General features: G+C 32.6%; 23 protein-coding genes and 2 pseudogenes. 5 read left to right on the forward strand and 20 right to left on the reverse strand.

Annotated elements, in window-relative coordinates; genetic code table 11:
• Positions 1–20: 20 nt before the first annotated feature.
• The 3 genes from AN161_RS17450 (at position 21) to AN161_RS17460 (ending at position 2752) form a co-directional block, all read left to right on the forward strand.
• Entirely contained in the window at positions 21–446 is a 426-nt protein-coding gene (locus tag AN161_RS17450) for a hypothetical protein (RefSeq protein ID WP_053595612.1), read from the forward strand.
• A 73-nt stretch (positions 447–519) separates the two neighbouring features.
• Positions 520–1527, forward strand: a complete 1008-nt coding sequence (locus AN161_RS17455) for an LLM class flavin-dependent oxidoreductase (protein WP_053595613.1) — start codon at positions 520–522, stop codon at positions 1525–1527.
• Positions 1528–1792: 265 nt separating this feature from the next.
• Positions 1793–2752, forward strand: coding sequence for an Rpn family recombination-promoting nuclease/putative transposase (locus tag AN161_RS17460; protein ID WP_053595614.1), 960 nt, complete (start codon positions 1793–1795; stop codon positions 2750–2752).
• A 109-nt stretch (positions 2753–2861) separates the two neighbouring features.
• Here the strand turns inward: AN161_RS17460 and yfkAB (AN161_RS17465) are convergent.
• Positions 2862–3740 (reverse strand): annotated as a pseudogene (gene yfkAB / locus AN161_RS17465) (radical SAM/CxCxxxxC motif protein YfkAB); the annotation flags it as partial.
• A gap of 127 nt (positions 3741–3867) precedes the next feature.
• Between yfkAB (AN161_RS17465) and AN161_RS17470 the strand changes: the two are divergent.
• Complete coding sequence (locus tag AN161_RS17470) at positions 3868–4473, forward strand: zinc ribbon domain-containing protein (RefSeq protein WP_053595615.1); 606 nt, start codon at positions 3868–3870, stop codon at positions 4471–4473.
• A gap of 61 nt (positions 4474–4534) precedes the next feature.
• The gene (yfkAB, locus tag AN161_RS17475; RefSeq protein ID WP_053595616.1) at positions 4535–5638 is read left to right on the forward strand and encodes a radical SAM/CxCxxxxC motif protein YfkAB; all 1104 of its coding nucleotides are present in this window, start codon (positions 4535–4537) and stop codon (positions 5636–5638) included.
• A gap of 492 nt (positions 5639–6130) precedes the next feature.
• Here yfkAB (AN161_RS17475) and AN161_RS17480 read toward each other — a convergent pair.
• The 19 genes and pseudogenes from AN161_RS17480 to AN161_RS17570 all read right to left on the reverse strand — a co-directional run.
• Positions 6131–6604: pseudogene (locus AN161_RS17480) on the reverse strand (N-acetylmuramoyl-L-alanine amidase family protein); the annotation flags it as partial.
• Complete coding sequence (locus AN161_RS17485; RefSeq protein WP_198926908.1) at positions 6604–6885, reverse strand: phage holin; 282 nt, start codon at positions 6883–6885, stop codon at positions 6604–6606. The pseudogene AN161_RS17480 and the gene AN161_RS17485, both read right to left, overlap by 1 nt.
• A gap of 17 nt (positions 6886–6902) precedes the next feature.
• Positions 6903–7349 carry a hypothetical protein gene (locus AN161_RS17490; RefSeq protein WP_053595618.1) on the reverse strand — a complete coding sequence of 149 codons (447 nt, stop codon included), beginning with the start codon at positions 7347–7349 and terminating at the stop codon, positions 6903–6905.
• Positions 7350–7545: 196 nt separating this feature from the next.
• Complete coding sequence (locus AN161_RS17495; protein WP_053595619.1) at positions 7546–8013, reverse strand: hypothetical protein; 468 nt, start codon at positions 8011–8013, stop codon at positions 7546–7548.
• Positions 8014–8059: 46 nt separating this feature from the next.
• Positions 8060–8347: a hypothetical protein gene (locus tag AN161_RS17500; protein ID WP_053595620.1), complete on the reverse strand. Its 288-nt coding sequence runs from the start codon at positions 8345–8347 to the stop codon at positions 8060–8062.
• A gap of 17 nt (positions 8348–8364) precedes the next feature.
• Entirely contained in the window at positions 8365–8814 is a 450-nt protein-coding gene (locus AN161_RS17505; RefSeq protein WP_053595621.1) for a hypothetical protein, read from the reverse strand.
• A gap of 21 nt (positions 8815–8835) precedes the next feature.
• Positions 8836–10746: a DNRLRE domain-containing protein gene (locus AN161_RS17510; protein WP_053595622.1), complete on the reverse strand. Its 1911-nt coding sequence runs from the start codon at positions 10744–10746 to the stop codon at positions 8836–8838.
• 30 nt (positions 10747–10776) lie between these two features.
• Positions 10777–13077, reverse strand: a complete 2301-nt coding sequence (locus tag AN161_RS17515) for a LamG domain-containing protein (protein WP_053595623.1) — start codon at positions 13075–13077, stop codon at positions 10777–10779.
• Between the two features lie 17 nt (positions 13078–13094).
• Entirely contained in the window at positions 13095–14042 is a 948-nt protein-coding gene (locus AN161_RS17520; RefSeq protein WP_053595624.1) for a LamG-like jellyroll fold domain-containing protein, read from the reverse strand.
• Between the two features lie 3 nt (positions 14043–14045).
• Complete coding sequence (locus AN161_RS17525; RefSeq protein WP_053595625.1) at positions 14046–15233, reverse strand: discoidin domain-containing protein; 1188 nt, start codon at positions 15231–15233, stop codon at positions 14046–14048.
• Between the two features lie 46 nt (positions 15234–15279).
• Complete coding sequence (locus tag AN161_RS17530) at positions 15280–16521, reverse strand: SPRY domain-containing protein (protein WP_053595626.1); 1242 nt, start codon at positions 16519–16521, stop codon at positions 15280–15282.
• Between the two features lies 1 nt (position 16522).
• Positions 16523–17737 (reverse strand): discoidin domain-containing protein, encoded by a 1215-nt coding sequence (locus AN161_RS17535; protein ID WP_053595627.1) that lies wholly within the window; start codon positions 17735–17737, stop codon positions 16523–16525.
• 33 nt (positions 17738–17770) lie between these two features.
• On the reverse strand, positions 17771–18361 hold the full coding sequence (locus AN161_RS17540) for a hypothetical protein (protein ID WP_053595628.1): 591 nt from the start codon (positions 18359–18361) through the stop codon (positions 17771–17773).
• Positions 18362–18382: 21 nt separating this feature from the next.
• A complete protein-coding gene (locus AN161_RS17545) occupies positions 18383–18979 on the reverse strand; it encodes a hypothetical protein (protein ID WP_053595629.1) in 597 nt (198 codons plus the stop codon).
• Between the two features lie 94 nt (positions 18980–19073).
• Entirely contained in the window at positions 19074–19823 is a 750-nt protein-coding gene (locus AN161_RS17550; protein WP_053595630.1) for a hypothetical protein, read from the reverse strand.
• A 54-nt stretch (positions 19824–19877) separates the two neighbouring features.
• On the reverse strand, positions 19878–21038 hold the full coding sequence (locus AN161_RS17555) for a hypothetical protein (RefSeq protein WP_053595631.1): 1161 nt from the start codon (positions 21036–21038) through the stop codon (positions 19878–19880).
• A 15-nt stretch (positions 21039–21053) separates the two neighbouring features.
• The gene (locus AN161_RS30685) at positions 21054–21521 is read right to left on the reverse strand and encodes a hypothetical protein (RefSeq protein ID WP_053595632.1); all 468 of its coding nucleotides are present in this window, start codon (positions 21519–21521) and stop codon (positions 21054–21056) included.
• A 12-nt stretch (positions 21522–21533) separates the two neighbouring features.
• Positions 21534–25376, reverse strand: coding sequence for a phage tail spike protein (locus AN161_RS17565; protein WP_053595633.1), 3843 nt, complete (start codon positions 25374–25376; stop codon positions 21534–21536).
• A 17-nt stretch (positions 25377–25393) separates the two neighbouring features.
• Positions 25394–26032, reverse strand: a complete 639-nt coding sequence (locus AN161_RS17570; RefSeq protein ID WP_053595634.1) for a phage tail domain-containing protein — start codon at positions 26030–26032, stop codon at positions 25394–25396.
• Positions 26033–26037: the final 5 nt, after the last annotated feature.

A 26037-nucleotide genomic window follows, 5' to 3' on the forward strand; every position in this document is an offset into this window, starting at 1 on the left:
GTAAAGGGGCGTGATGACATTTGAGTTTAGGAAATCATGTAAGAGTATTTATTTGTGTTGTTTGTATGGGGCTACTTGTCGGATGTGTGTATAATGTCAAAAAAGATATAACTGATAATGAATATATCGATACTGTAAAAGAAGGGTATTTGGGGAATTTTTCAGATGTATCTGTTAGGAATGCATTTAATTACGCATTTTTTGAACCCTATTGGCGATATTATCAGGCAAAAACTGGGGAGCATGTTGTCGAATTATCAGGTGATATTACATTTGAAGATGAAAAAGGACATGCCATTTTACAGTTCGTAGTAGATGAACAAACCGAACAATTTACAGTTTATGCAATGAAATTTAATGATGTCGTATTGAGTCCAGAACAAAACCAGTTGCTTATTGGCATGGTTTATGACACATGGCATGCAAAACGGCTTGCCTATGAGTAAGGTCTTTTGCTTTGTAAAAAGAACTTCCTATATTACAGTAGGGAGGAATGCTTAGACAGAGAGGGTGTTTTCAATGAGATTAAGTATTTTAGATCAAATGCCTATACCAAAAGATCATACTGCTGAGGAGGCCTTTCGGCGTACAGAACAAATAGCGCTCTTAGGTGAAGAGCTTGGCTATCATCGTATGTGGTTAGCGGAGCACCATAATAGCCATTCACTGGCAAGTTCAGCTCCCGAGGTTACAGCGGCTTTCTTAGCAGCGAAAACAAAACGTCTTCGTATCGGTACTGGAGGCGTGATGATGATGCACTATTCTCCATATAAGCTGGCAGAGGTCTTTAAAACATTAAGTGGCTTAGCACCGAATCGTATTGATTTTGGCGTGGGCAGAGCCCCTGGTGGTGACCATGCCTCTATTTATGCACTAGCAGAGGGACGAAGACAGCGTTTTACAGAGCAATACGATAAGCTCGAAATCATTTTAAAACTGATGAATAATCAAAAAACAGGGGAAGATGTCTATGATCAAGTGATAGCGGCACCTGTGAATATCCAATTACCTGAGGCTTGGTTACTTGGATCTAGTGGCCAAAGCGCTATGCAGGCAGGAAGATTAGGTGTAGGTTATTCATATGCGCAGTTTTTCACTGGCAATATGTCAAAGGATATATTTGATACGTATAGAGATTACTTTATACCTTCCTATTATATGGAGAAGCCACAAATTATCGTTACCTATGCGGCGACAGTTGCAGATACGTTAGAGGAAGCGGAATATTTGGCAAAGCCGATTGATATTACACGTCTCCATCTCATGAAGGGACAAATCATTCAAGCGATTTCACCTGAGGAAGCAAAGAATTATCCACTTACGGAGTTGGATAAAATGACAATCGCCAATAATCGAAAAGCTAATCTTGTCGGAACACCGAAGGAAATCGCTGAATTTTTAGTAGCAGAGCAAGAGCAATATGGATTTGACGAAGTGATGCTTAACTGCAACCAATACGCACTAGAAAGTCGCTTGAATACTTATAGGCTACTTGCAAAGGAATTAATAAGAACCCCACTACTTTAGCGGCGGCGGGAGTACTTGCAGAAAGAAGAATTGCTTAATTATTGCTTTAAGTTTTATATTGAACTTACTAATTAGCAAGAGATACGAAGTTTTGGAAATAAAGGAGCTATGTTCAGTTAAGTGAACATGGCTTTTCTTATATAAAATTAGTTGCTTCCGAAGACTTTTAAAGATATTTAAGAGCCAAATACGTTTTTGAAGTTTTAAAGAGGTCTAATAGCACGCCCATGCTATAATAATAGTAATAAAAAAGAGGTGATTCCTGATGAATCGAAAAGCAATACGAAGAATTCCGTTAGAAAAGTTTTTTGATTTGAAGGTTGATTTTGCCTTCAAGCAATTGTTCGGAAATGAAAAAAATAAAAAAATGACAATTGTTTTTTTGAATGCGGTATTAAAGCTAACCGGACGAGATACTATTAAAGAAGTAACATTTATTCAGCAAGAATTGGGCGGTGAATATCAGGACGATAAACAATCTAGGCTCGATATTCTTGTAAAAACACAAAATGATGACTTTATCAATGTAGAAATTCAACTATCCAATCAGCATGATATGACAAAGAGAACGCTATATTATTGGGCAAAAATGTATGAGTCACAACTAGCTAGAGGGATGGGATATAGTGAATTACGCCCAACCATTACGATCAATATATGTAATTTTACAATGTTTAAAGATAATAAATCTTATCATAGTACGTATCATCTTTATGAAGACACAACATTATCGAGGTTAATGCCAGAAGAAGATGTACTAGAAATTCACTTTATAGAAATGAACAAGTTTATTACTCTCTGGCATGAAGAAAAATTAGATGCTCTTGATGACATATTAATTCGATGGTTGTTATTACTTGGTATGGTCGATGGTCGCAAAAAGAAAGTTTATGCAGAGATATATCGTGAATTGGAGGAGTTAGCGATGAAGGATGAAAACTTGCGCGCAGCATTTGATACATGGGAAGAAATCAGTCAATCCCCTGAAACAATTCTTGCTTACCAGTCTCGTTTAAAGTATATCTTAGATGAAGAAGCCCGTTACATTGATGGAATCAACAAGGGAAGAGAACAAGGACTAGAGCAAGGGCGTAAACAAGCGCAAATAGAGTTAGTGAAAAAACTACTAAAACGTCATGAACCGATTGAAGAAATAATGGATTTATTAGGCTTATCGAGAGAAGAAATTGAAAGAATAAAAAGTCTAAATTTACATCAGGAATAAGAAGAAGCAACAGATAATAGCTTAATAGAACATTTATTGTTAAGGCGAAAATTTCATAAATCCTATAAAAAATGTCCAATGCAAATGTATGCATTGGATATTTTTCATTTTACACTATAGCAGAGCCACTAACAAACCCTGCATCTTTATAATACATATTTTTAACAAGGACGTTAGGTCCTAAGCATTTGACTGCTGGACAGTGACAGTTTAGTGATTTCGCTAAATCTGTTGCCATCCATTTATCAAAAATCGCTGGTAATTCGTCGTTCGCAATATTGCCAAGCGCTGGTGTGTCGCCAAAGTCTGTCACAATGACATCACCAGTAAATATATTAACATTTAAGCGTGAGCGACCATCAGGATCATTACGCATCGTCACGTTTTTTTCTTCCCTTAGTCGTTTTAGGAGCTTTTGATCTTCTTCATTCATGCTACATGGATAGAAAGGTAGCGTGCCAAAAAGCATCCAAGTGTTTTTATCACGGACATCTAGTAAATGATGGATCGCATGACGAGTTTCCTCAAGTGATAGAGACGTAAGGGCACTTGCAAAATCTGAAGGGTACATCGGATGCACCTCATGGCGTGCACATTTCATTTCGTTGATGATTTGATGATGGATATGCTCTAAGTATGGTAAAGTTTTTTTGTTTAACATTGTTTCCGCCGATACCATTACACCGTGCTCTGCAAGCATTTTTGAGTTATCAATCATGCGTTGGAACAAAGCTGCACGCTGTTCATAAGTTGGCTTTCGCTCCATCATGGCAAAGCCTGTTTCGACGAATTCATCGATCGTACCCCAGTTATGTGAAATATGTAGCACATCTAAATACGGTGCAATCAGTAAATAACGTTCGGGCTCCATTGTTAGGTTAGAGTTGATTTGTGTTCGCACGCCTCGTCCATGCGCATATTTCAATAAAGGCAATACATAGTTTTGAACGGATTTCTTAGACATCATCGGTTCTCCTGTAGTTACAGAAGATATAAATGGTTTAATAAAAGTAAAACAGGAATTTGATATTAAGGCTAACTATTTTGAAGAAATACGTAATCAAGCAAATATAGTATCAGATGCTTTTGCTGAATTCGCAGAGCAATTCGATAAAATGGCAAATCCAATCAATAACATAATGTTTTTGAAGTCACTTACTCAGAATCAACTGAAAAGAGTAGGCGATAAAAACAAGAAAGCAGTAACAATGTTTAAGACATATTTTATCAATAGATATGATAGTTCGTTTTACATTGCAAATATTGTCATAACAGTTGGGTATAATTACGCAGCAATGTGTTCATTTTTGAAAAAGCATCAGTTGCAATTTGAAGATTTCACAGAGTATTTATTAAACAAATATAATTTAGATTTCGATGAAGATTTAATTGAATACATTTTGAAGAAAAGAATTGGAAAGTTAGATAAAATAGACAAAACAAATATGGAGATGTTATTCAGAAGAAAAATTATTTGTTCTAAATGCGGTAAAATTTATGCTAGGAAGGGAGGTAAAAACGTAAGATACATTTGCTCAGGAAGGTTAAAGTCAAAAGAATTTTGTGATACTGAAGTCTCTACCATACTTGAAAGTGATTTACTGAGACAAATTACTAAAGATACTGGAATTACTGACTTTACAGAAAAATTACTTTCAGCGTTAATTGATCATATCAAAGTTTATGAAAATGAAACTTTTAAGATAACATATAATAACTAACCCTTTATTATCTCCCTAAACTATGCGAAAATTGTATAGCAGAAAGGGAGATTTTTTAATCATGAATACTATATATAAACCGTATGACACATGGGAAAGCTATCATGACATTGAGAAGTATGGAAGACTGACTCTATCAAACATTGAATTTACCACTACTAATTTATGTAACATGAGGTGCGCTCATTGTGCTGTTGGTTATGCACTAACAACAAAAGAAGCAAATTCACTTCCAATAGATGATATTATTAGACAATTAGATGAAGTTGAAACTTTACGTACAATGAGTTTTACTGGCGGAGAGCCATTGCTTACTAAGAAGGGGATTAGAGATAATTTATTACCACTTTTGAAGTATGCTAAAGGCAGAAACATTAAAACTCAAATCAATTCAAATTTAACATTACCTATGGATCACTATGAATTGGTTGCACCATATTTAGACGTTATGCATATTTCTCATAACTGGTGTAATGAAGAGGAATTTGTCGAAACAGGATTTGCAATGATGGATAGAAAACCTCCTGTACAAAAAAGAGCGGAATTATACAGAAACATTTTAGATAATGCTAGGGAACTTTCAAAAGGTGGAATGTTTGTATCAGCAGAGACTATGTTGAATCGCAATACAGTCCCTTATCTTGAGAAGATTCATAATGAAGTAGCTAGTGAAATGCTTTGTAAAAGGCACGAAATTCATCCTATGTATTCAAGTGACTACGCTGAAAACTTAGAAACTATAGGATTAGATGAATATAGAGATACAGTCAATAACATACTTGACTTTAGAAATGAAAACATTTGGGTATTATTCGGTACATTGCCATTCTATGCTTGTAGTTCTGATAAGCGTGATTTAGCTTTATTAGAAAGAATTAATGGAACTCCAAATACAACTATTAGAAACGATGTTGATGGAAGATCACGAATGAATTTAAATATTTTTTCAGGAGATATTTCTGTATCAGATTTCACTGATGATGGGGCAGCATTGGGTAATATTAAAGAGGAATCATTGAAGAATATTTATGATAAATGGTTGAATACTAATATTTCTAACAGTATTAACTGTCATTGTCCGTCTGTTAAATGTTTAGGTTCTAATATTATAGTTAAAAACATGTACTATCCAGACAAAACTTTTAAAAGTGGTTCTGTAAAATAAATATTAAGAGAAAGCTATACTCACATTTTCTATAAATTATTAAAGAAAAAATCCCTATCCGTAATATTAGTTGGATAGGGATTGATTTTGTGTTAATTTGACCTTTTATGATATGTATTTGATTAGAATGCTATTTGTACATCATGCTCATATATGTAATATTAACTACTTACTAAACTTCTTAGTATTAAATTGATCCATACGATGAATCATTGTTGATACTTGTTCGCGAGTCACATAGTCTAGTAGGCTTTGTTGTTAATTACTACGCTGTGCAATGATAAGCTTCAATCCTTCATAATCACCGATTGTCATAGTTCCAGTGTCAAATTTATCCAACCATGACTTATCAATTAACTTTTTATCTATTGTTTGTTTAATGTGATCACGTACTGCTGCTTTAGTTGTCTCATTCGTAAATTTCATTTTATCATCATCCTTTTCTGTCACTTCATTTTTGTTATTCATTGTATCTTCTATACGTTTCAAGAAACTATTCCAACGTTCCTCACTTAAAATTCGATGAGGACATAATTTACCTGACCAATCTTGGTGTTTTTTTACTCGCTCAATACCCCAACCAAATTGCTTTAATAACTTAGCGATGTATTGGACAGCATTTTCTTCAGCGATTGTGTAACGAGCACCGCCACTTTTGCTGTAGCATATTTCAACACCAATAGAAAGGCGATTACCTTTAGTTAGAGCGTCAGGATCATTAACTCCTCCGCCATCCCCACAATGCCAAGCATTACGATCGAAAGGAATAGCTTGAATAACCTCTTTGTCGTCCACAGCGACATGATAGGACACCTGATTGTTATTACTAATCATGTACGAAATTTCGTTAGCTGCAGGTGCATCATTGGCTGTATTGTGTACTGTGATGAATTTAGCATTCATAGAATAAGGACATTTGATGCTATATTTGCTAGAGGATACTAAGTTTTGTTTAATTATTACCATTAAATATCATCTCGCTTCGGTTTGACATACGTTAAAGCTTTTTTAGAATCACTTAAATTAGCTGTAGTAGGGTCTAGAATAGCGTTATATGTACTTACTCCAATTAAAGCTAGAACGTATGGATTAGAAACTGCGTCTACAACTAAATACCATACACTTCTCCAAGTAGTTAGATCTGCTCCAGTAATTCCATAGTAGGCAAATAGAGGAGTAATTATCGATAATCCTAATGTAATCCAAAATTGAGGATTATTTTTTCTTACCTTCCAGTTGATTTTCAAATTTATCAATTCCTTTCTTATAGTCCTAATTTAAAAAGTATCCAAGCACCGACAATTACAGTTGGAATCATGATCCACCATAAAAGATACTTAGATAAAATTTCATTGAATGATATTGTTCCTTTGTTAGTTTCAACTTTCAAATCCTCCTCAATACCATCAACACGTTTACCAATAGTTTTAACATTGTTTTGTAATTCATCTTGAGACATATTTAATTTAGTCAAATTGATATTGATGTTATTGAATGTTTCATCCATTTTGTTTAATTGTCTTTGCTGATTTTCGTCCATTTTATTTAGTTGTATTTGTTGATTTTTATTCATTTCTTGCTGCTGTTCAGATACAACTGTCAAACGATAAAGTAACTCTTTATCTTTTTCCATATTAGAAAGTCTATTGTCTTGATTTTTTAATTCTGTTTCCACGCTTGCCAATCTTTCACCAAGCTTTTCATTTTCCAATTTAATCACCGACTTTTATCAAAATAATAAAAGAGTAGGGGAGGGATTAACTCACACCTACTCTAAACTGAATTTCCTGATTCACTTTTAATTTGATGCATTTTAATACACTTTTATTACTTTTATACGTTATTTATTCGTATTATATGTATAGTTATACACTTATTTTTAGATAAAATGTGTATATTATTAAACGTTACCGAATATATTCACTAGTACCGCTGAAATTATCTACGTCTGATTTTAATTCATCAATTAATTTATCAATACGTTCACGTAAAGTAATTTCATATAAATTAGCTACATCTTCCACGTTCTCATTATATTGACTCTTAGAGAAGGATTTTGTGAATGGTAATTCTTTAGGGAAGTACTTGAAAGAATCACCGATATTCAACAAAACTTCTTCGCGTTCAGTAGGAGTTGAAACTTCATTAAAGGTAGGGTTATCAGAATCATCTAAAACAGGGTCTCCTTTTTCATCTACAATTGGAACTTTAGTGATTATATTTTCAATAATCTTCTTAGTAAATTTACCTCCGACATTTAAAACTTTTTGACCTCGATCTGATACTGCTTCAATAAATTCTGGTGACTGTTCTACAACTTCAAATGTAACAGAGTAAACATTCTCTTTGATATCCTTAATTACACGGTATTTCATAAATAAATTCCTCTTTTCTAATTTTTATAATTATGTATTTTTTAATTTAACACTTAGAATTACTAGTAACATCTTCAATCATAATTTCTTTCACCATTCTTTGTAAAAGTCGAATATACTCAAGCATTTCTTTTTGTTCATATCGTTTGGTAATAGTATTGCTTAGACGCTCATCATGCAAAGTAATTTCAATGTAGTGTTCAATTTCTTCTTTTCCGTTTATTTCTACTTTCTTCACAACAGGAGTAATTACTTGATAAACATCTTTCTCGATTGGAACTTTAGCAGATTGAATTGTTTCATTATAATTTATGTATTCTACCTGAACTGTCATTAAATCACCTCCTTTAATTAGTCTTCAAGTAAATATATTTCTTCAAATATTTCACAGAATCTATCATACAGAACTGCCTTTTGACCAGTAAACTCTAAATCACAGTTTAAGATTATATTCTGTAAAGTTTTAAGCATTTCAATTTTATCTACGGTTTCTTCAATAATAAAATCCTCATCCATCATCAGCATAATTTGCATTTGTGCTTCTTTTTCTGCATCAATAGAAGGGAATATAACAATCATTTCCTCTCTATCATTTATCACTTTTGTTTCTGTAACTATATCTCCTTTATCATCTTTAGAAGCATAGTCATTAATTAATAGTTGTCTTTCTTTTTTTATTAATTCTATTTGATTATCTAATAAACTAATAAAACGTGTTCGCATTCTAGATTCTTTACCTTTTAAAATTAAATTGAACAAAAATGATTGTAATTCTCCAATTTCGTAATTCTTCATCATCATAATTATCTTTCTCCTTTTTCTTTACATAATAAACGCATATCCTGATACTTTACCGTTTACAGTAATTATTGTATGGATGTTGTCTACAGTTAAAATACGTGGCTCAATAGTTACTAAAACTTCAGATTCATCTCTGGTTGGAACAGTAATATCAATAAGTATGTTTGGCTTAGAGATAGTAATTTCAGCATTAATCTGACTAATAGCGTTAATATTGATTTCAGTATGAATTTGACTTGTAGCATTTGAAGTTATCTCAACTAATATATCATCTGTAAAAACAACAAAAATTTCGGAATTTGTCTGGCTACCATCATGTGCTCTAACTTCAATTTCTGTTTCAATATTTTGTTTAGAGACGCAAATTTCGATTGGAATATCACTTTTAATATTAGCTTCAATTTCAACTAATATATCACTAGAATAAGTAACATAAATTTCAGCTAGAGTATCAGGTTTACTTACTGTTATCTCAGCATATAAGCTGCTATCTGACTTAACTCTTGGTGTAATTTCAGTGTAAACTGATTCACGACTTACAATAAGCTCAGTTAGTATCTCATTAGAGTGAACGTCATTTGCTTCTATTTCTACGTATATATCACTTGAATCTTTTATTGGTACAGTAATTTCGACATTTATATCAGGTTTACTAATGGATATTGTAGATATAAATTCAGAATGATCTTTTCTCATACAAGAAATTTCAGTTAGCACATCTGGTTTACTTACCGTAATTTCAGCTATAACTTTGTCATCTTTATCTTGTAGTCTAACGTCAATAGTGGTAGGTATATCACTCTTATCAGGAATAGCCACTGTCAATTCAACAGGAATGAATTCTTTAGTAACTGTAATTTCAACAACTATGTCCTCATCCAGAGGAAATTCTTTTCTATGTACATAAATAGTTGCTTCTCTGTCTGATGATTCATAGGTTGATCCTACAGTAATTTCAGTAAGTTTATCTGATTCACCATTTTTATAAACAAATAGTTCTGTTATTACATCGCTTCTGCCAGTGCTGAAAATTCTAGAATCGTAATAATCCACAATTAATTCTGGAGGTAGTGATGATTCTCTTGTTTTAAAAGTTACGGAATTATTAGAGGTTTCTACTGATGTGCGAATTATGAATCCATTATTAGCTTGTTTTAATGATACCCAGTCTTTAACAATATCGAATACATTGAATTCTATAAATTTTAAATCTTCATTGATAGTAAACTGATTCGAAATTAACTTAATAGGAGTAGGTCTATTTAAATTAGTGATACTGTATTCTGACCATTCTCTATCTGCATTAAGTATTTCTAAAACGACATCTTTTGAAATTACGCCATCATAATGCAACCTTAATTTAGCGTCAGTTAAAATATAGGACGAATGAGTAAACTTTAAATCAAATTGTACAAATGAACGCCAAATATCATCTTCACTACGTCCAACAATCATAGATTGGTAATCACCATAGTTAATAGATTGATATTCTAATTTTTCACGAGTAAATGCGTCCTGAGTAGGATTAAAGATGTCTGTGACGATAGGTGGCTGTTGTATATCATAAATGGCTGACATTCTATTATGAGGAGGTATTTCGATTTCCACTTCAATGAAATTATGTATGTAAGGTTGTATCTCTGTTACAATATCTGAGTTACCACGATAGACGATATTTATATATGTTTCTTTTTCGCTGATACCAAAAGCTCTAGGTGTTATTTCAGTTACAACATCTGAATTTTTAAACTGTTTTACAGTTATCTCTGTTAGAACATCTTCATTTCCAATTGCATATAATTTATACTTTGCTTTAAATCTATTATTTGGTTTAACTTCATATTCAATTTTTATGAAAGATGAATTTTCAATAGGTTCAATTAATATTCCATCTTCATTTGATTGAGAGGAATTGTTTTTTATTTCCTCCATATAACCACATCCAATCACATTGTATTGTGATTAGGCTTTATCTGCTCTCACGATAATGTCAAATGAACCGTTAGCGTCAGGCGTTGCGCCTAATTCTGTTTTTAGTCTAATGAAGAATGACATTTCTTCGTTATTTTGAAGTGTCCTATTCAGCTTTAACTCAGGGTAGGGGATAAATGGAGTTAAATTCTCACTAAATTCCATTGCCATTCCTGTAGGGAAATTAGATGTATTTGCGGATAAATGAATATCCTTAACATCATAACCATATTGGTTTTTCAGTATTACTTCATGTTCGATAGTGGTTTGACCTGCAATAATGACACCGAAATCAAGATAATTTAATACTTCTCCAATCTCACTAGAGAAATATTGACCGTACACATCTTTAAACATAAGACCTGAATATGTACCGATAAAGCTAGTTTGCCAATAATCAGTAGTGCCAAAAAAATCTTGAAACTCTACTTTTAAGGTATTCCAATCGTCAATCTTAACATCTTTACTACCAATAATTAATTCAATGTTTTGAGGTGATTCGCCTAGTTTAGTGAAACTTCCATCAGTAGGGTAGAAGTGTCCACCATTTAGCAGTACACGATATTGAACACGTGTTAAGTCAGGATCACTTAGAACGCCTTTGAGAATGTTACCATTAAATTCAATATCAATTTTTGCAGTAGTATTTATGATGTAAAGGCTCGTGTCCTTAATAATTGTCGTATTTCGAGGAAGGTAATCTTGGTAAGATACACTTTCAACAACTGAAACAATTGTGTCACGAGGATTGTCTTTAAGGAAAACGCCTATATTTAAATACTGTTTTCCCCAAGTTCTCCATTGTTTATCAGTGATGCTATTTAACTCATGATAATTCATACCATTTTTAAGAATTGCTTCTTCTGTTGAGGTGTCTGCTGCCGTGTATGTTTGCTTTGATTTATCCCACACATACCATTTAGAATTATCTTCTCCTGTAATAAAGTATCTAGCCTCATCTCGGTATGATTGAGAAATATCATTAACAAAAACATCGTCTAAATAACCGTATAGGCGTTTGGGATTCACTAATTTAATGAATTGAGGCTTAGGTATAGCCGTCACTTCAAGTGTTCTCTGAGCAGTATCAGGGGATTCGTCAGTCCATGTTACCACTTCAAAGTCACTTTCTAACTCATCAACAGGAGACCAATTTGCATCCAAGATTAAATCAGCATTTGTTACAGCCTCATCATCTGTATAGTAAAGAACTTCTACTTCATCGCCAAACTCATCATGGATATCAAACGGTTCAGTGCTAGTTGATACTACAATATCCTCTGTAGACTCTGTATAAGCCACTATAGTAGGTAAATCACCGATGTAGTCATACACTGAATAAGGTTCAACGCCTGTTTCTACTACTATTTGTGAAGTATCTGAGTCTGTGTAATAAATCATTTGTGGTGTATCGCCTAATAACTCTTGAGCTGTGAATGATTCTTTATTTAATACAGCATTAGCAAACTGCTTATTTTTAAAATCTGTCCACATCATTAAGGACTTATTACCAGATAGCTCTTTCCACTGTGGTTCTGTTATCTGTGATAATTGAGACATACCATATTTAATAAAATTGTCTTCTGTTGGTGTAGTAGTTTTCCATGAAGCACCATCATGATATTTATATTGTGAGTTGTGTTGTACTAGGTATTTATCAGGAATAGGGGAGATTACTCTATCATAAATTTCTATATTGTCTATATATCCATTAAAAAAGTTTGTTCCACTACCATTTCTACTGACTCTCAAATTAGTAGAGTGATATATCAAACCGTTCAATTCAATAGTTGACACAGGGCTTGTCAAATCATTTAGATATAATTTTACAAGATTGCTATTTTTATCTTTTTCCACTAAAAAATCATACCACTCATTCACTACAATAGAATATGGTTGAATGATAGTGTTTTGACCTGTTATATAGTTAGTGCCATCACCAGCTACAAACAATACTTTGGAGTCATAAACTTCTATTCTAACACCTTTCCCTCTCGTACCATCATTTTGAGTGGTCATTATAGTATTAGTTCCAGTATTTCTTACCATAAATTTAAATCTAATAGCAAAACTGTCAGTAAAATTCAGAATAGGATTATTAAATTCTACATACTGATTAGTACCATTAAAATTCATAGCACTTCCTTGACCATTCCATCCTGTCACACGAGTAGGAGCGTTATACAAAGTACCTGTATATCCACCTATGGAATCCATTGCATTACCACTGGGCTCGTCAAAACCTATAAAATGTTTTCCATAAGCTTTTAAATTGTCCTTACTGTTAGCCATTGTATTGACCTCCTTACTTAATAATTATCCTCTATGTTAATTGTTTTAAAATCTGTCGATAAAGGAATAGTAAATACTTTATTTGAATTTAATGCTGCTTGAGTGTTGCTAACTAACTCATATTCAGTTGTAGCTTTGGTTAAATCAACTGGCAGTCTATCTGTTGCCGAGTCTATTTCTTTTATTATTCTGCCTTGAGTTAACAGTGTATTTTCTTCTATATTTGGAATTTCTTTTATACGATTCATAGTAGATGGTAGAGTAATATTTTTATTGTCTGCTGTTTTTATTGCTAAACGCTTTTGTGTAAAATCGGAAGGAGAAAGTGCTTTATTGTAAATTTGTAAATCGTCAATTTGTCCAGCATACCATCTAGTTGTAGCTCCAGCAGACCTACCTAAGTTAAAATTGGGATAGGTGTGACCATCATTAGCAAATTGAGACCTTAATACTACAATTGGTTTTGTCATATCGTCTATAAAAATATGCACTAATGAATTAATCTTACCATCCCATGATAGAAACATATCATGCCATTTTCCATCATTAAAATTATCAGGAGAGTTATAAAAGAAGCAGAACTTATTACCAGCATTAGTCCATCCAACATGAATTTTTCCATTATTTATTATGCCAATAGACATTCCTTTTTGTGTGGTATAGGAACTTAAGGTTGATAACAAGTACATATCTGTTGCTCTAACTACATCACATTTAAACTTAAGTCTAATAGCCACTTCAGTAGAAGGCATGAGTGCGTTTTTGCCTGTAGTTTGAGTCATCACGCTAGAAGTACCATTAAATAATGCGGAATGACCTGAACCATTCCATCCCTCTGGTCTTTGGATATTAATCATTTCTCCAACATAACCATTACCTAGTTTGTCATATGTGTTTCCACTAGGCTCATCAAAACCAAACCATGCAACACCATATTGTGCCATTAATTGTTCTGTTGTTGCCATTTATTACACCTCTCTTTTAAATCCATATATTAACTCACCTATATTTGAATATTCTGTAAACCCACCATTGCTTAAAATATTTAATCTCAGATATCTATATTCATTGCTATTATTTACAGTAAAAACTCTCTCTTCTAGGAATGACCATTTAACTTGATTGTTAAATACTCCTAAAAGACTGTATGTTGAATCATCATTAGAGCCGTACAACTCAAAGTCTTTTGGCATAGCCTTTGTGATTGCATCTGTAGAACCATCTCGACAAGTCATTTTAAAAATGTTTATAGGCTTTTTTTGTCCTAAATCTAATTTTAACCACCCTATCGTAGTATTGGCTACTGTTAGCCATGCGTTGACATTAGTAATACCATCAAAAGCTCTCCAAGCTTGATATGTTGTATTGTATTCACTGCTTGCACTAGCTATAAATGGGGCAGGGATATTATTGGCTGTCATATTAGTGCTATACCATGTATAGATAGGTTTGTTATCGCTCTCTTCTACCTCCTTAATACTCAAAGTATTAATTTTACCAATATTCTGCGTAAACACTTTTCCACTCACATTGACAACTGGTGATTCATTAACACAATCATGTTTAGTAAAAGGCACATCTAATTGAATCTCTTTATCTTGTTCAATACCATGTAAAATCATGTTTTTATCTGAGCTGTTAGGAAGGTGAATAAGAGTGTTATCTGATAAAGAGTACAATTCACTTGTTGTTGGATTTTTCAAAGCTAGTTTCTTATAAGGGAATCTAAATTCTCCACTCTCATTAATATCAACAGCATCCAACACTATATCGCTAAAAGTGACACCTTTTTTTATTTCTACTTTGTGAAATTCATCTTCTAGTCCTTGAACGTCTAATAAAAGCGCTTGACCAACAAATTGCGAGTTTGGTACATTGATACCAATAACATGTATATCACCATCTATATTCACGGTCGAATCTATTGATTGTGTAGAATATGCACTTCCAGTTACCCTTAAACTTGTTCCCTTAAAGTAGAAGAGTAAGTTGCTACTTGTAGAGCTTAAAAAGATAGCTGTACCATTGTAATAATAAGACTCAAATAGCTTTCCATAGTCTCCATTTATTTTAAAAATATCATCACTAACCAGTGGAATATCATATCTTTTCCATCCACTTTCAGGAGAGGCTAAAGCTTGACCAATTGTTGCCATTTAATCATTCCTTTCTTATTATATTAAGAAATATAAAAACTCAGCACTAATTAAAACTAATGCTGAGTGGTTTTCTATCTAATTGAGTCGTCCATAATCCTTCTGAGTTTTTAGATGATTCCTCTTGTAGAATGTATTTTTGATTAGTATATATACTATGCAGCTCTTTTATTTCATTTTGACCATAACTAATAAAATTGTTTCGTGATATAACTGGAATATCATTGACGATATGTTCAATATAGCCGAAAGCAATCTCTGCTATAGAAACCCTGGAGAATCCATAATTGCTTTTTATATAAAGTCTATAATATAGATAGTCTACAATCTTGCCCATATAAAATAATTGATAATAATCTAACCATTGAACGTCATTATAGGTTTTTATATCTGCCCAATCATTTCCATTGTCAGAGCCTTGCAATGTAAAATTTTTTAATCTAGCAGTCTCATTTCCTCCATTGATATGATACACATAAAATGCATTTACTTGCTTTTTTTCACCATATTTAATTTGAATCCAACAGGGGAACTGATTATCTGATGAAGCCCAATTGTTATTGGCTCCAGATGATACATTAGTAATGCCATCAAAAGCTTTCCACGCAGGAAATGTGGTAGAGTAAATACTGCTAGCTGTAGCAACTAATGGAGAGGGAGCAGTATTAGAAGTCATTTTAGTTTCGTACTGAACATTAATTGACTCTAACGAGTATGTTTTACTATTAGATCGAAGCAGTATTTTACTTTGCTTATTGTAAGCCATATATCCTTTTGGAATTGTATATTTAAATGATGTTGCACCAAAGTTGACTGTATTCGTATTTCCTACTGAACTACCACCACTACTCACAGCAGGATAAACCTCGCCCAAGAGTTTAATATTGGTGTGTGAAATGCCTAGAAACACTCCATTTTTATAAAATCCTAATGTGTCATTATCTAAATCTAATGCTACACCTATAGTATCTCCTGCTTTATAAGAAGAGCTGTAGGCTGTATTCTCAGGATATTTATTGCCATCAGCTGAATAAATATATCTAACATTATCTCTCGTGGCTAGGACGTCTGCATTTAAATCTACTTTTGAATTGACAATACCTACCATACCACCATTTGTGTTTAATGCATCAAGATACACTTCCCAATACCATTTGCCAGTAATTTTTCCTACAGTAGCTCTTACTGTCTTTGTTCTATTTGGTATAATAGCAGTTAAATTGTCATTTGATAGTGTTACAGTAGTGCCCTTGTTTATGGTATCCCATGTTATAGGGACTGTTGTCATATCACTTCACCTCAGTTCTTATACTTCTAATATCAAAATATTTTTTCAAGTCAATTGTCTTACTAAATACCTTTCCTTCCTCACTCAATAAAATTTCATTTTTATTAGACATCGCCATAGGTTCTAAAACTGTAATTTTACGGTCAAATAGAGGAGATAACGAATCCACTCCTTGCTCTAGGAATTGTTGTAGAGTAGGAGTGGTAGTGCTCACTGACATCCAATTGCTGCCACTCTCAGATACTGCTGTTCCTTCAAAACTCATCATTAAGGCTGTTGTATTATTTAGTGTAGTTGGAAATGAATCTCCTGAAGCATCGTACCTACCAAACACTGTCCCATTAATATAATGGTTTGATGAAACCATTGATATCGGAATGGTTGTAGGAGTTTTATATCCATAGATGTTTGTGCCATAAAACCCAATTAAATAGTCTTTATTTTTTAGCAATTCTACATCTGAAATACTTATATAATTCCAACCCTTTGTGATACTTACAGGCATTGAAAATACTAGTTTTTGGGAGTCTTTTTCATATATCTTAAGAGTTAAACTATTAGAACCTTCTGTTTTGTATCCTATTTTTTGCAATATAAAGTTACTATCAAATTTTATATGATTTACTCTTGTGACTGCTGAAGTTGTAGATAGAACTAAATCATTTTCTGGCATTTCTAAAGAATCGTGCTTATACTTAGAATCCCATTTCTTATACTCACCATCATTTAAAATAAGTGTTTTATCAATAGGTTCAAATCCATTATATCCAAATAATATTCTTCCAATTGTAGTTAGAGTGCTGTTAGGTGTGTTAGTAATACGCACTCTAATAAATTGATAAGCATCATCGTTCTCAAAAGTAAGTTCGATAACATCAGTCCAATTTAATGAGCCTGTATGGTGTAAAACATTAAATGTTAAATCATCATTTGAACCTTCAATATATATATAAGATGGATGATAAGCTAAAGCTAAACCTGTGTTTTTCCACATTCTTATCTTGTTAACATTTTTAGGTTCTCCAAAGTTTAATTTTATCCAAGAGCTACTTCCTGCTCCATTGAAGGTAGCAGATTGCCAAGTGTTTACTGTAGAGTCTCTAAATGATAGGTAGGATGGTCTTGCACTATTTGAAGAACTAGCACTAGCAACTAATGGTGCAGGTGAAGTATCAGAAGTCATATTAGTTTCATACCATAAATTTACTATAGGCAAATCATTTCCTCCTTTTATATTAAAGTCATTTTATTATTTATCAATAGATACTTCTAAACTATCAATCCTCAACCATTCATTACGAGTGATTTTTTTACTGTGTAAACTTCCTGTATCTGACCATTTTGAATCTAAATTCATATCATATTGATACTCACGCTTTAGTTTAATGTCATTAAACTTTTCAACAAACTCATTATTCTCAAAATCTGAATTTGAAATTACAAAGTGGTCAGTAACAAATCCTGCAAATATATCAATTCTCACTTGAATATATTGTTTAGTTTCAGACTGAATAGCCCCATCTTCCGCAATAGCGATCCAATCCGACCAATTGTAGCCATCATCTGATACTCTTGTTAATACAGCGATTGAACTTGATCCATTATTTATATTATTTGTAAACACTTTGTCAAAGTCCTGAAATTTATCTTCGAGATTAATAACATCTGAAGTCCAAGAGCCTTCTTCTACATATATAGATTTTCCACTACCATCAATATCAGTTTGAGCTAATCGTAAGAATCCTGTAACTTTATCAATCTCTGTGTTATTGTGAGTTCCTGAAACACCAATAGGTAATCCTATCTCTTTCTTTTCTAAATTACCACCTACAGTTGACATAGAGTGCACTCCTTTCTTGAGTTATTTAATAGTCCAATTAATTTGACCTGACACATTAGCTTCTAATGGGGCATAGAAGCGTTCTACTTCAATCCCTCTAGATTTAAAAATTATATGACCATTCAAATTTTTATTGGATGTCAATTTAACTTCAATGAATGCACTTTGATTAAAGGGGAGGGATACTACTGGTTGGAAGAATAATTCCACATCATTTTTATTGTAAATTGTTTTATATCCGAAATTAATCGATTCAATATTAGTATTTTGTAACCCTTGTTTACTACTAAAATCAGTAGATGCTATTTTATATGTAATAAGGTCTTTGTCTCTAAAGTTTGATGTTAAATAATATGTTTCTCCATTTTCATCTTCATAGCCAATTTCTATTCTTCTACCATGTAAATAGAATGAGCCATCAGACATCTCAAAGAAAAACTTCAATCTTTGACCAAACAAACCGAAACGTATAACCTGACTTTTCTGTATTAAATAAAAATCATTTTTTTTATGCGTAAGTAGGTCATACTCAGCATAATTTTTACCATTTGCATAATCAGCATTCCAATTAAAAGGGATGCCAATTGCTTGTAAATTATTTGAATTTGAAAATATCATTTATATGCACCTCATTGTATTGAGTATTTTTAATTAAAAAAATAGGGAAGAGGAATAATCCTCTAACCCTAAGTTGTATTATGTATTTTATTAATTAAACGTACGAAAAAGTTGCTCTTTTAAGTAATGTGTTCTTCCCCGCAGAAGCATCGATAGGAACTTTTGCAAATACAGTAACTTGTACAAAGTTTCCTCCTGCTAAATTTGCATTACTGCCATCGGCTTTAGTGTTGTTTGCTAGCCCTAAAATTTCTTTTGCGTTTGGTTTTTTATCAATTTTAATAGCAACAAATTCGACTCCATTATCGAATACAGATTTTCCTTCTTCAGTAAGCCAACTTGGTTCAGTTGCACCTGTTTCACCTGCATTGACAGCTTTGTAAATAAAACCATTATCAACAGTAGGTTTAACATACGCATCTATAGTTAATTTAGTTTCTTTTATCCATACTGAAGCTGTACTTGAATGAATATTTGTAGTAGTTCCATTTGTACCTAAAAACTTCGTACCGGATGGATTTTCTGTCCCAACTCCACCTTTGCCGACAGGAGTGAACACTTGTTCATTTAGACTATCAACCCTAGCTCTAAACCAGTTATCACGAACTGCCTCTACAATATTGCCTGCACTACTACCATCACCACCATTACGATCACGAGTAGTAAATTTAACATCTTCCATTTTTGAACAGTCTTTTGTACCTCCACGATTATTCCAGATAAAGTATGTTTTCTGAGGAGAGTCTGAAAATGCATCTACCGTACCATAGTTAACTGTAGTTTTTACTTCTGTAGCTGTAGTATTTGTACCTTCGTACCAAGAAACTATAGGTCTTTCACTCATTAAAATTCCTTCTTTCTTATGTATTTATTTAAATAATAGTCATCTTTTATTAAATTAATTTAGAGAGTCGTTCAATGCAATTTTCACATTCACAGTTAAAGTTTGAGCATCGACATTAAAAGAAGGGACGTATAATCTAAATACATCACCTTCTTTAACTTTTGTATTAATTAATTTAAATTCTTTATTGTTGCGATGGTTATCTGCATCAATTGTTAGTGGGTTGTCTGTAACATCAACCCAATCTTTAAAATTCGAGGATTTCTGTATTTGAACTGGAGTAGGTTGTTGTCCTTTAAAAGAAACCTTTGCTTTAACATCGATTATTTCACCATCCCATTCAAACTCAAACTCTGGGTCTTGCACGCCTTGTAAAACATCTTTTGGAATAAAGAATACAATTGCTCTTTCATTAACAAATTTAGTTATATTTTTTACTTTGGTAAATTGTTCTTTGCTCATCAATCCATTAATAATTTCACTTGCAAGTGGGACATTTCCACCAAGAGCATCAATAGGAGTCCATTCTTTTCCGTTCCATCTATAACGTATACCTGTATCAAATACTTGAGTTGTCCATCCAACCTCAGGGTAGGGGAATTTACTAGCAATTTCATCATATGTATTGACGTATGGCTGATAGATTAAGACTGTTGTTTCATAACCGTCCTTAACTAACTCTGCAGCATCATTAGCTTTTTGAGTAGCAATCAATGCTTGATCAGTTGCATGATTTGAATTATTTATAGCAATGACAAGATTGTTCAAATACTCTTCGTAATTATCCGTTCTATCAATTAATTCTTGAACTTGTGATTTGCTTTTTTCTATGATTTCATGCAGCGTCTCTGTCGAATCAGATCCATCGTAATGTGCAATTCGAGTAGAAGGGTAGAGGATTAAACCTCTTCCTTTATATACTATTGACATTGTTTCAGCTTCTTTTGACACATGAAAGTAAACAAATCCATTTGTGTAATCTACGTAGAATTCATTTTTATCTAAGTTGTACTTCATAAACTTATCGTAGTTAATTTCAAACATACCTGTGATCCTTACCCTAAACATCTCATCAGGAATTTCTAATAAAAAGACACGTTGATTCACTACACGAACAATATCTAAACGGTCTATAAATGGATCATTTGGCAATCCACTACGCCATAAGATATGAATAGGATTATTAAATTCTAAATAATTTATAGGTAGTGACAATTTATCACCTTCTTTCTATCCTCCAATATAAACATTAGCACTGAACCCATCTTTTACAGTTGTACTAGTATTTGCATGTGTTTGAATTGTAGAATCTTTAGTTGCTACTAAAACTCCGCCAATATAAACATTTTTACTGTTTCCACTGGACACTTTTCCATTAGCATTATTATGCTGTCCGCCTGCATAACGTTCATTCGATGACAGGCTATAAGAATCCGATTCAACTGTACTGTCTCCAAGTAGAGCAGGATTTTTCCCTTGAATAAATACATTGGATTGTTTTGCTTTTACAGTTCCATTAATCGTAGCGTTAGCACTATAGCCTCCAACCCAACTATAGACAGGTTCACGATTAGTACAATAGCCATCATCGTCCCATGATGTACATTGAGTACCTGTCTGAATGTATCTTTCAGTACTAATGTGAGAGTTAGCAGTTGATTGATTTATAGATGCTCCATTTAGTGTAATCAAAGCCATATAATAACCTCCTTAGTTAATGTCGATACGATTACCATTTATTTTTATACCATTAGTAGTCATAGATATTACATTGCTGCCAAAGGATAGTTCTAATTTAGAGTTATTCATTGTAATACTTCCACTACCGCCTTTGAGGGAAATAGTTCTAGGTGAATTAAGTTCTATAGATTTTTCTCTATCAGTTGTTAAGTTAACGGAATGTTTTTCACCATATTCGTCTACATACTCAGTAAAGAATCCATTTGGAGTTTTATATTGTTTAGCTTTATTATAATCAGTGTTAGCTCCCGAACCTGTACCCCAAATAGCAACAGGGTAGGCTTCCACACCAGAACCTTCAAAGTACATTTCGTATTTCGCTTGTTCTGATGAAGGATTTTTTAAATCAAATCTTGTCATAAATCTTAAGAATTTTTGTTTTATATGAACATAGTTGTAAGGATCATCCTTATCGTATGTTCTTAATCTCGTAACAGTTAAATCAGAAATAAAGCTATCGTCCTTATCCAAAGACTCTAAAATAGATTCATCCAACTCACCGTTCATAATAAACAGTTTTCGTGCATACAAGTTTCCATCTTTATTTATCCAAAATCTAGGCTCTTTTTTTACGTCAATAGCTATGCCTTCGTTAGCATTTAGGCGAATTTGTTCACCGTTATTTCCATTGATAGTAATGCCTTTCTCATGGTCAAAGATAATCTTTTCACCTAGTTTACCATCAACAATTTTTAAATTATGAGTAGTAATGTCTTTAGCATATAATCTACCATCAATACCAACCCAAAACTTTTTATCATTATTCACATGGATAGATATTCCGACATTACCGTTTAATCTAGTTACTGATTCTTTGACTCCATCTCCATCAGGATCACCAAAAATAGTAATACCATCTTTCCAGTCAAGTATAATTGAGTCACCCAAATCACCATCAACAATACGAAGATTTTTTGTTACCAATCCTTCCGCATAAAGTGTGCCATCTTCCCATTTAGAGTCACCTAAAGTTGCAAATAGTTTACTAGTCCATTTCCCATTTTCCCATTTTTGAAGAGCTAAACCATTCGTTGCATTAAGGTACGCTCGATATTTACCATCACTTCGAACAGCAATAAAACCAAAATCATTCATAATAAGATTATTGTTGTACGATCCCATTTGAATACCAGAGTAGAATAGGGAGTCTTCAATTGCTTGACGTAGACGAGTAGCTTCATCATAGTAATCTTTAAATTTCTGCACAAAAAAACCACGATCGTCAATTGAACTCGTGGATTCAGTAAGTGGGTCAGACATATCTATATTTAAGCTTTCTGATTCTAAATAACCGTTATTTATGACTTTTATATAGTTTGAAATATAAGTCATTAACTCTAAGTAAGCATTTTTTAAAGCACTTGTTGAATATTTGTCAGTGGTAGAGTAAACGGTAGGGAAGGTTTGTGTTTTTGTATCAAATTCTGAATCTACATCAGTAACATTGTCTCTATCGCTTCTTATGTATTTCTGTGCTTGCTGAAGAAGTAATTTGTAATCGGAATGGATTTTATACAGCTCTTTAATCAACTCTAATTTTTCAAGTGTCGTCAATTTACCATCAGCAACAATTTTATCAAATAAGCCAATATTAAAGTAATCATTCTCTGCGTCTAAGATGACTTCATCTAAATTATTTACAATTTTAATATTCTCAGCCACCATGTTTCGAGAATATAACGTACCATCTGTATTAGCCCACAATACCTTTTTCCAGTCATCGCCATCTTTTTTGCTAACTGAAAAACCTTCACATGTTGTCAGTGCAACTCTGGTGATATGATTCTGAGATACGAGTCCAAAACATTCGTTTTCTTGTGGAATTAAGTTTCCGTTTTCGTCTTTTTTGTTCTCTGAAACTAATCCTAAATGCATCACTTCATCACCATAACGATTATAAATTGTAGTCCTTGATCCTTGTGTTAGCCATATCCCTGATTCATCTTCGATAATTAAGTTGACTCCAGAAATTATTTTTCCGAAAATGCGCTCGCCAAATACGCCGTGTTTTGAAATTGCGTGCTTCCAAGACTGTCCATCATCATTAGTTATGGCTAAAAATCCGTTTTGAATAACAAGCCAACTTAAAGGATCTTCCAAGTCTCTCACAATAATCCCACGTTCACTTATTTCGATCTTCTGATTGTAACCTGCCATTACAGCATTTTTTAAAGCATCCCATTCATTATTGATGATGTCATTGATAGCACCGTTATTCTCTTCAGATAAATTCCATTTCCACTTATCCATCTGGACTATTGTGGAGGTATTACCTGCTTTATTTAATTGTTCTAACCAATTGTTACCTTCATCAAATTCATTTTCAATAACGACTGAGATACTTTCATTTTCAAAATCATGAGTAATCTCAGTAATCTTTGCTTTAACATTTACTTGCAATCTATCATATCTAACTCTTATGATATCTCCTAAGCCTAATTTATCCCAATCATTTTGACATTCAACTATAGATAGAAAATCAATTAAATTCATATCTAATTTTATTTTTGGTTCTAGATATTTTCTAAATACTTCATATCCTTCTTCAATCAAGTCTTCATCATCTACAATAGAGTCATTTGTATATTCCTTTTCAATTTCAAAATCTGATAACTCTTCTAATTGTTCAACAGTAAAATTATTCTCCCTAGCTAAATGATCCCTCAAATCGTTTAATTCATCTTCATAATTAGCAAGTTGGTATCTTAATTCTCTAATGAATGCTTCTTGAGTTGATATTTCTGCTCTTTTTTCTTCTAATCTTTGGATAATATCCCGATGGTTATGGGAGGATGATTGAAAGTTAGCATTGGATAAATCTAATTCGTCCTCGATAATTATTCTTTGAGTATTCAAGGCGCTTAGTTTTTGTTCTTCTGTTTGAACTATAGATTTTTGCGTAGTGACCATTGTAGTTAAGTTGGTAAACTTCTCAGATAAAGATTCCACTAATACTTTATAATCTTCTAAAGCAATGCATAAACTGTCACTTAAATGTATCGAATGACTAATAACAACTTCATCTTCACGTTTGAAGGGGTGGAGGTAATATCTATAATCTTCTAGATACGATTGTCCAGTTGGATTTAATCTATGTATTGATAAACCATCTTGACCATAAACTTTTAAACGTGTAATAGTATCAATTGTATTTGTAGCTAAATTAAATGACTCTAAATATTTGCCATCTCTTATGTAAAAACCTTTATCCTTACCGATGTTATCAGGTTTATAAAAGTTTATTTTATACTCAACTGAATCCCATACAATTAATGCATTCCAAACATTAGCTAGATCATAAATAATTTCTAAAACATTATTTGAGGCAACTTCATAACTTCGGTAAATTTCTTCGAAGTAACTGTCTACATATCCTAATTTCCATTTTGTGTTTACTGACGACAGAATTTCATTTGTTACTTGAGATAAAGTTTTACTGACAACTTCAAATTGTCTTATATTCTTATCGCTTAACTGAACACCAAGGGATAGAGAAGTGAACTCAATATACTCATCTTCGCTATATGATTTATTAGATTCATTAATTAGAAAATATTCTGTGACATTGCCGAATTTCAACTTAAAAAGATATCTGTTTTTTATTTTATCAATATTTTTGTTATCAACAGGAATTCCATCTTCAATTAGTACAGTAGGTATCTTAAATGATAATTCATTTAAAACTGGTACTTTAGTGCTGTAATTGATATCATAAGCTTCACTAATTCTAGCTATTGTTTTCTTGTCAGGTCTACAAAGGAAAATCCTAGCATTATCTGGTTTTAAATTGTAATCTATTTCGCCTAGTTTCAAGTAATCATCACCTCATCTCATTCTTGAATAAAGACGTATCGATGTCTAATATCCATGTCAAAATCTCCTTTACCTTTTAAGAAATTATCACCAATTACTAATCTCAAATACTCATCATTATGGTCATCGAATCTATATACTCCTAGACTTTTCCTATCAGAAACTATATCTTCTTTTTGACAATCTATGAAAACTTCTTCATTATCTATGAGATTTTCAATAATCATTTTTTGATTTGTATTCATATTAGTAACCTCAACAGTACCATTTCCATTCTTCTTCCTAATCCACAGCTTAGGCTTTATTTCAAAATCACCTAAATTTTCTAACGACTCATAAGGGTCAAATGAGATAGAGAAAGATTGGACATAGGGTTTTTCATTATTTTTTTTTGCATTCATAACAATTCTGTATCTGAAAATTAATCCATCTAATGAAAGTCCATTCAATAAGTCATTATCGTTAAAGTTTATTGGCTTCCAAGAAGTCCAATTTTCATAATCGTAGGAAACTGAATAGTGAAATTGGACTTCTTGATTATGTATATTTATAATATTCGAAAGTATTGTAGTTAAATACTTAGAAGAAACATTGGATATCTCATAGCTTTTAGAAATATAAGAACCTGTTGAATTTATTAAAGAACTCCATTTCATTCTAA

Origin of the sequence: Lysinibacillus sp. FJAT-14222, assembly GCF_001278875.1 — a bacterium.
Lineage (GTDB): Bacteria > Bacillota > Bacilli > Bacillales_A > Planococcaceae > Lysinibacillus > Lysinibacillus agricola.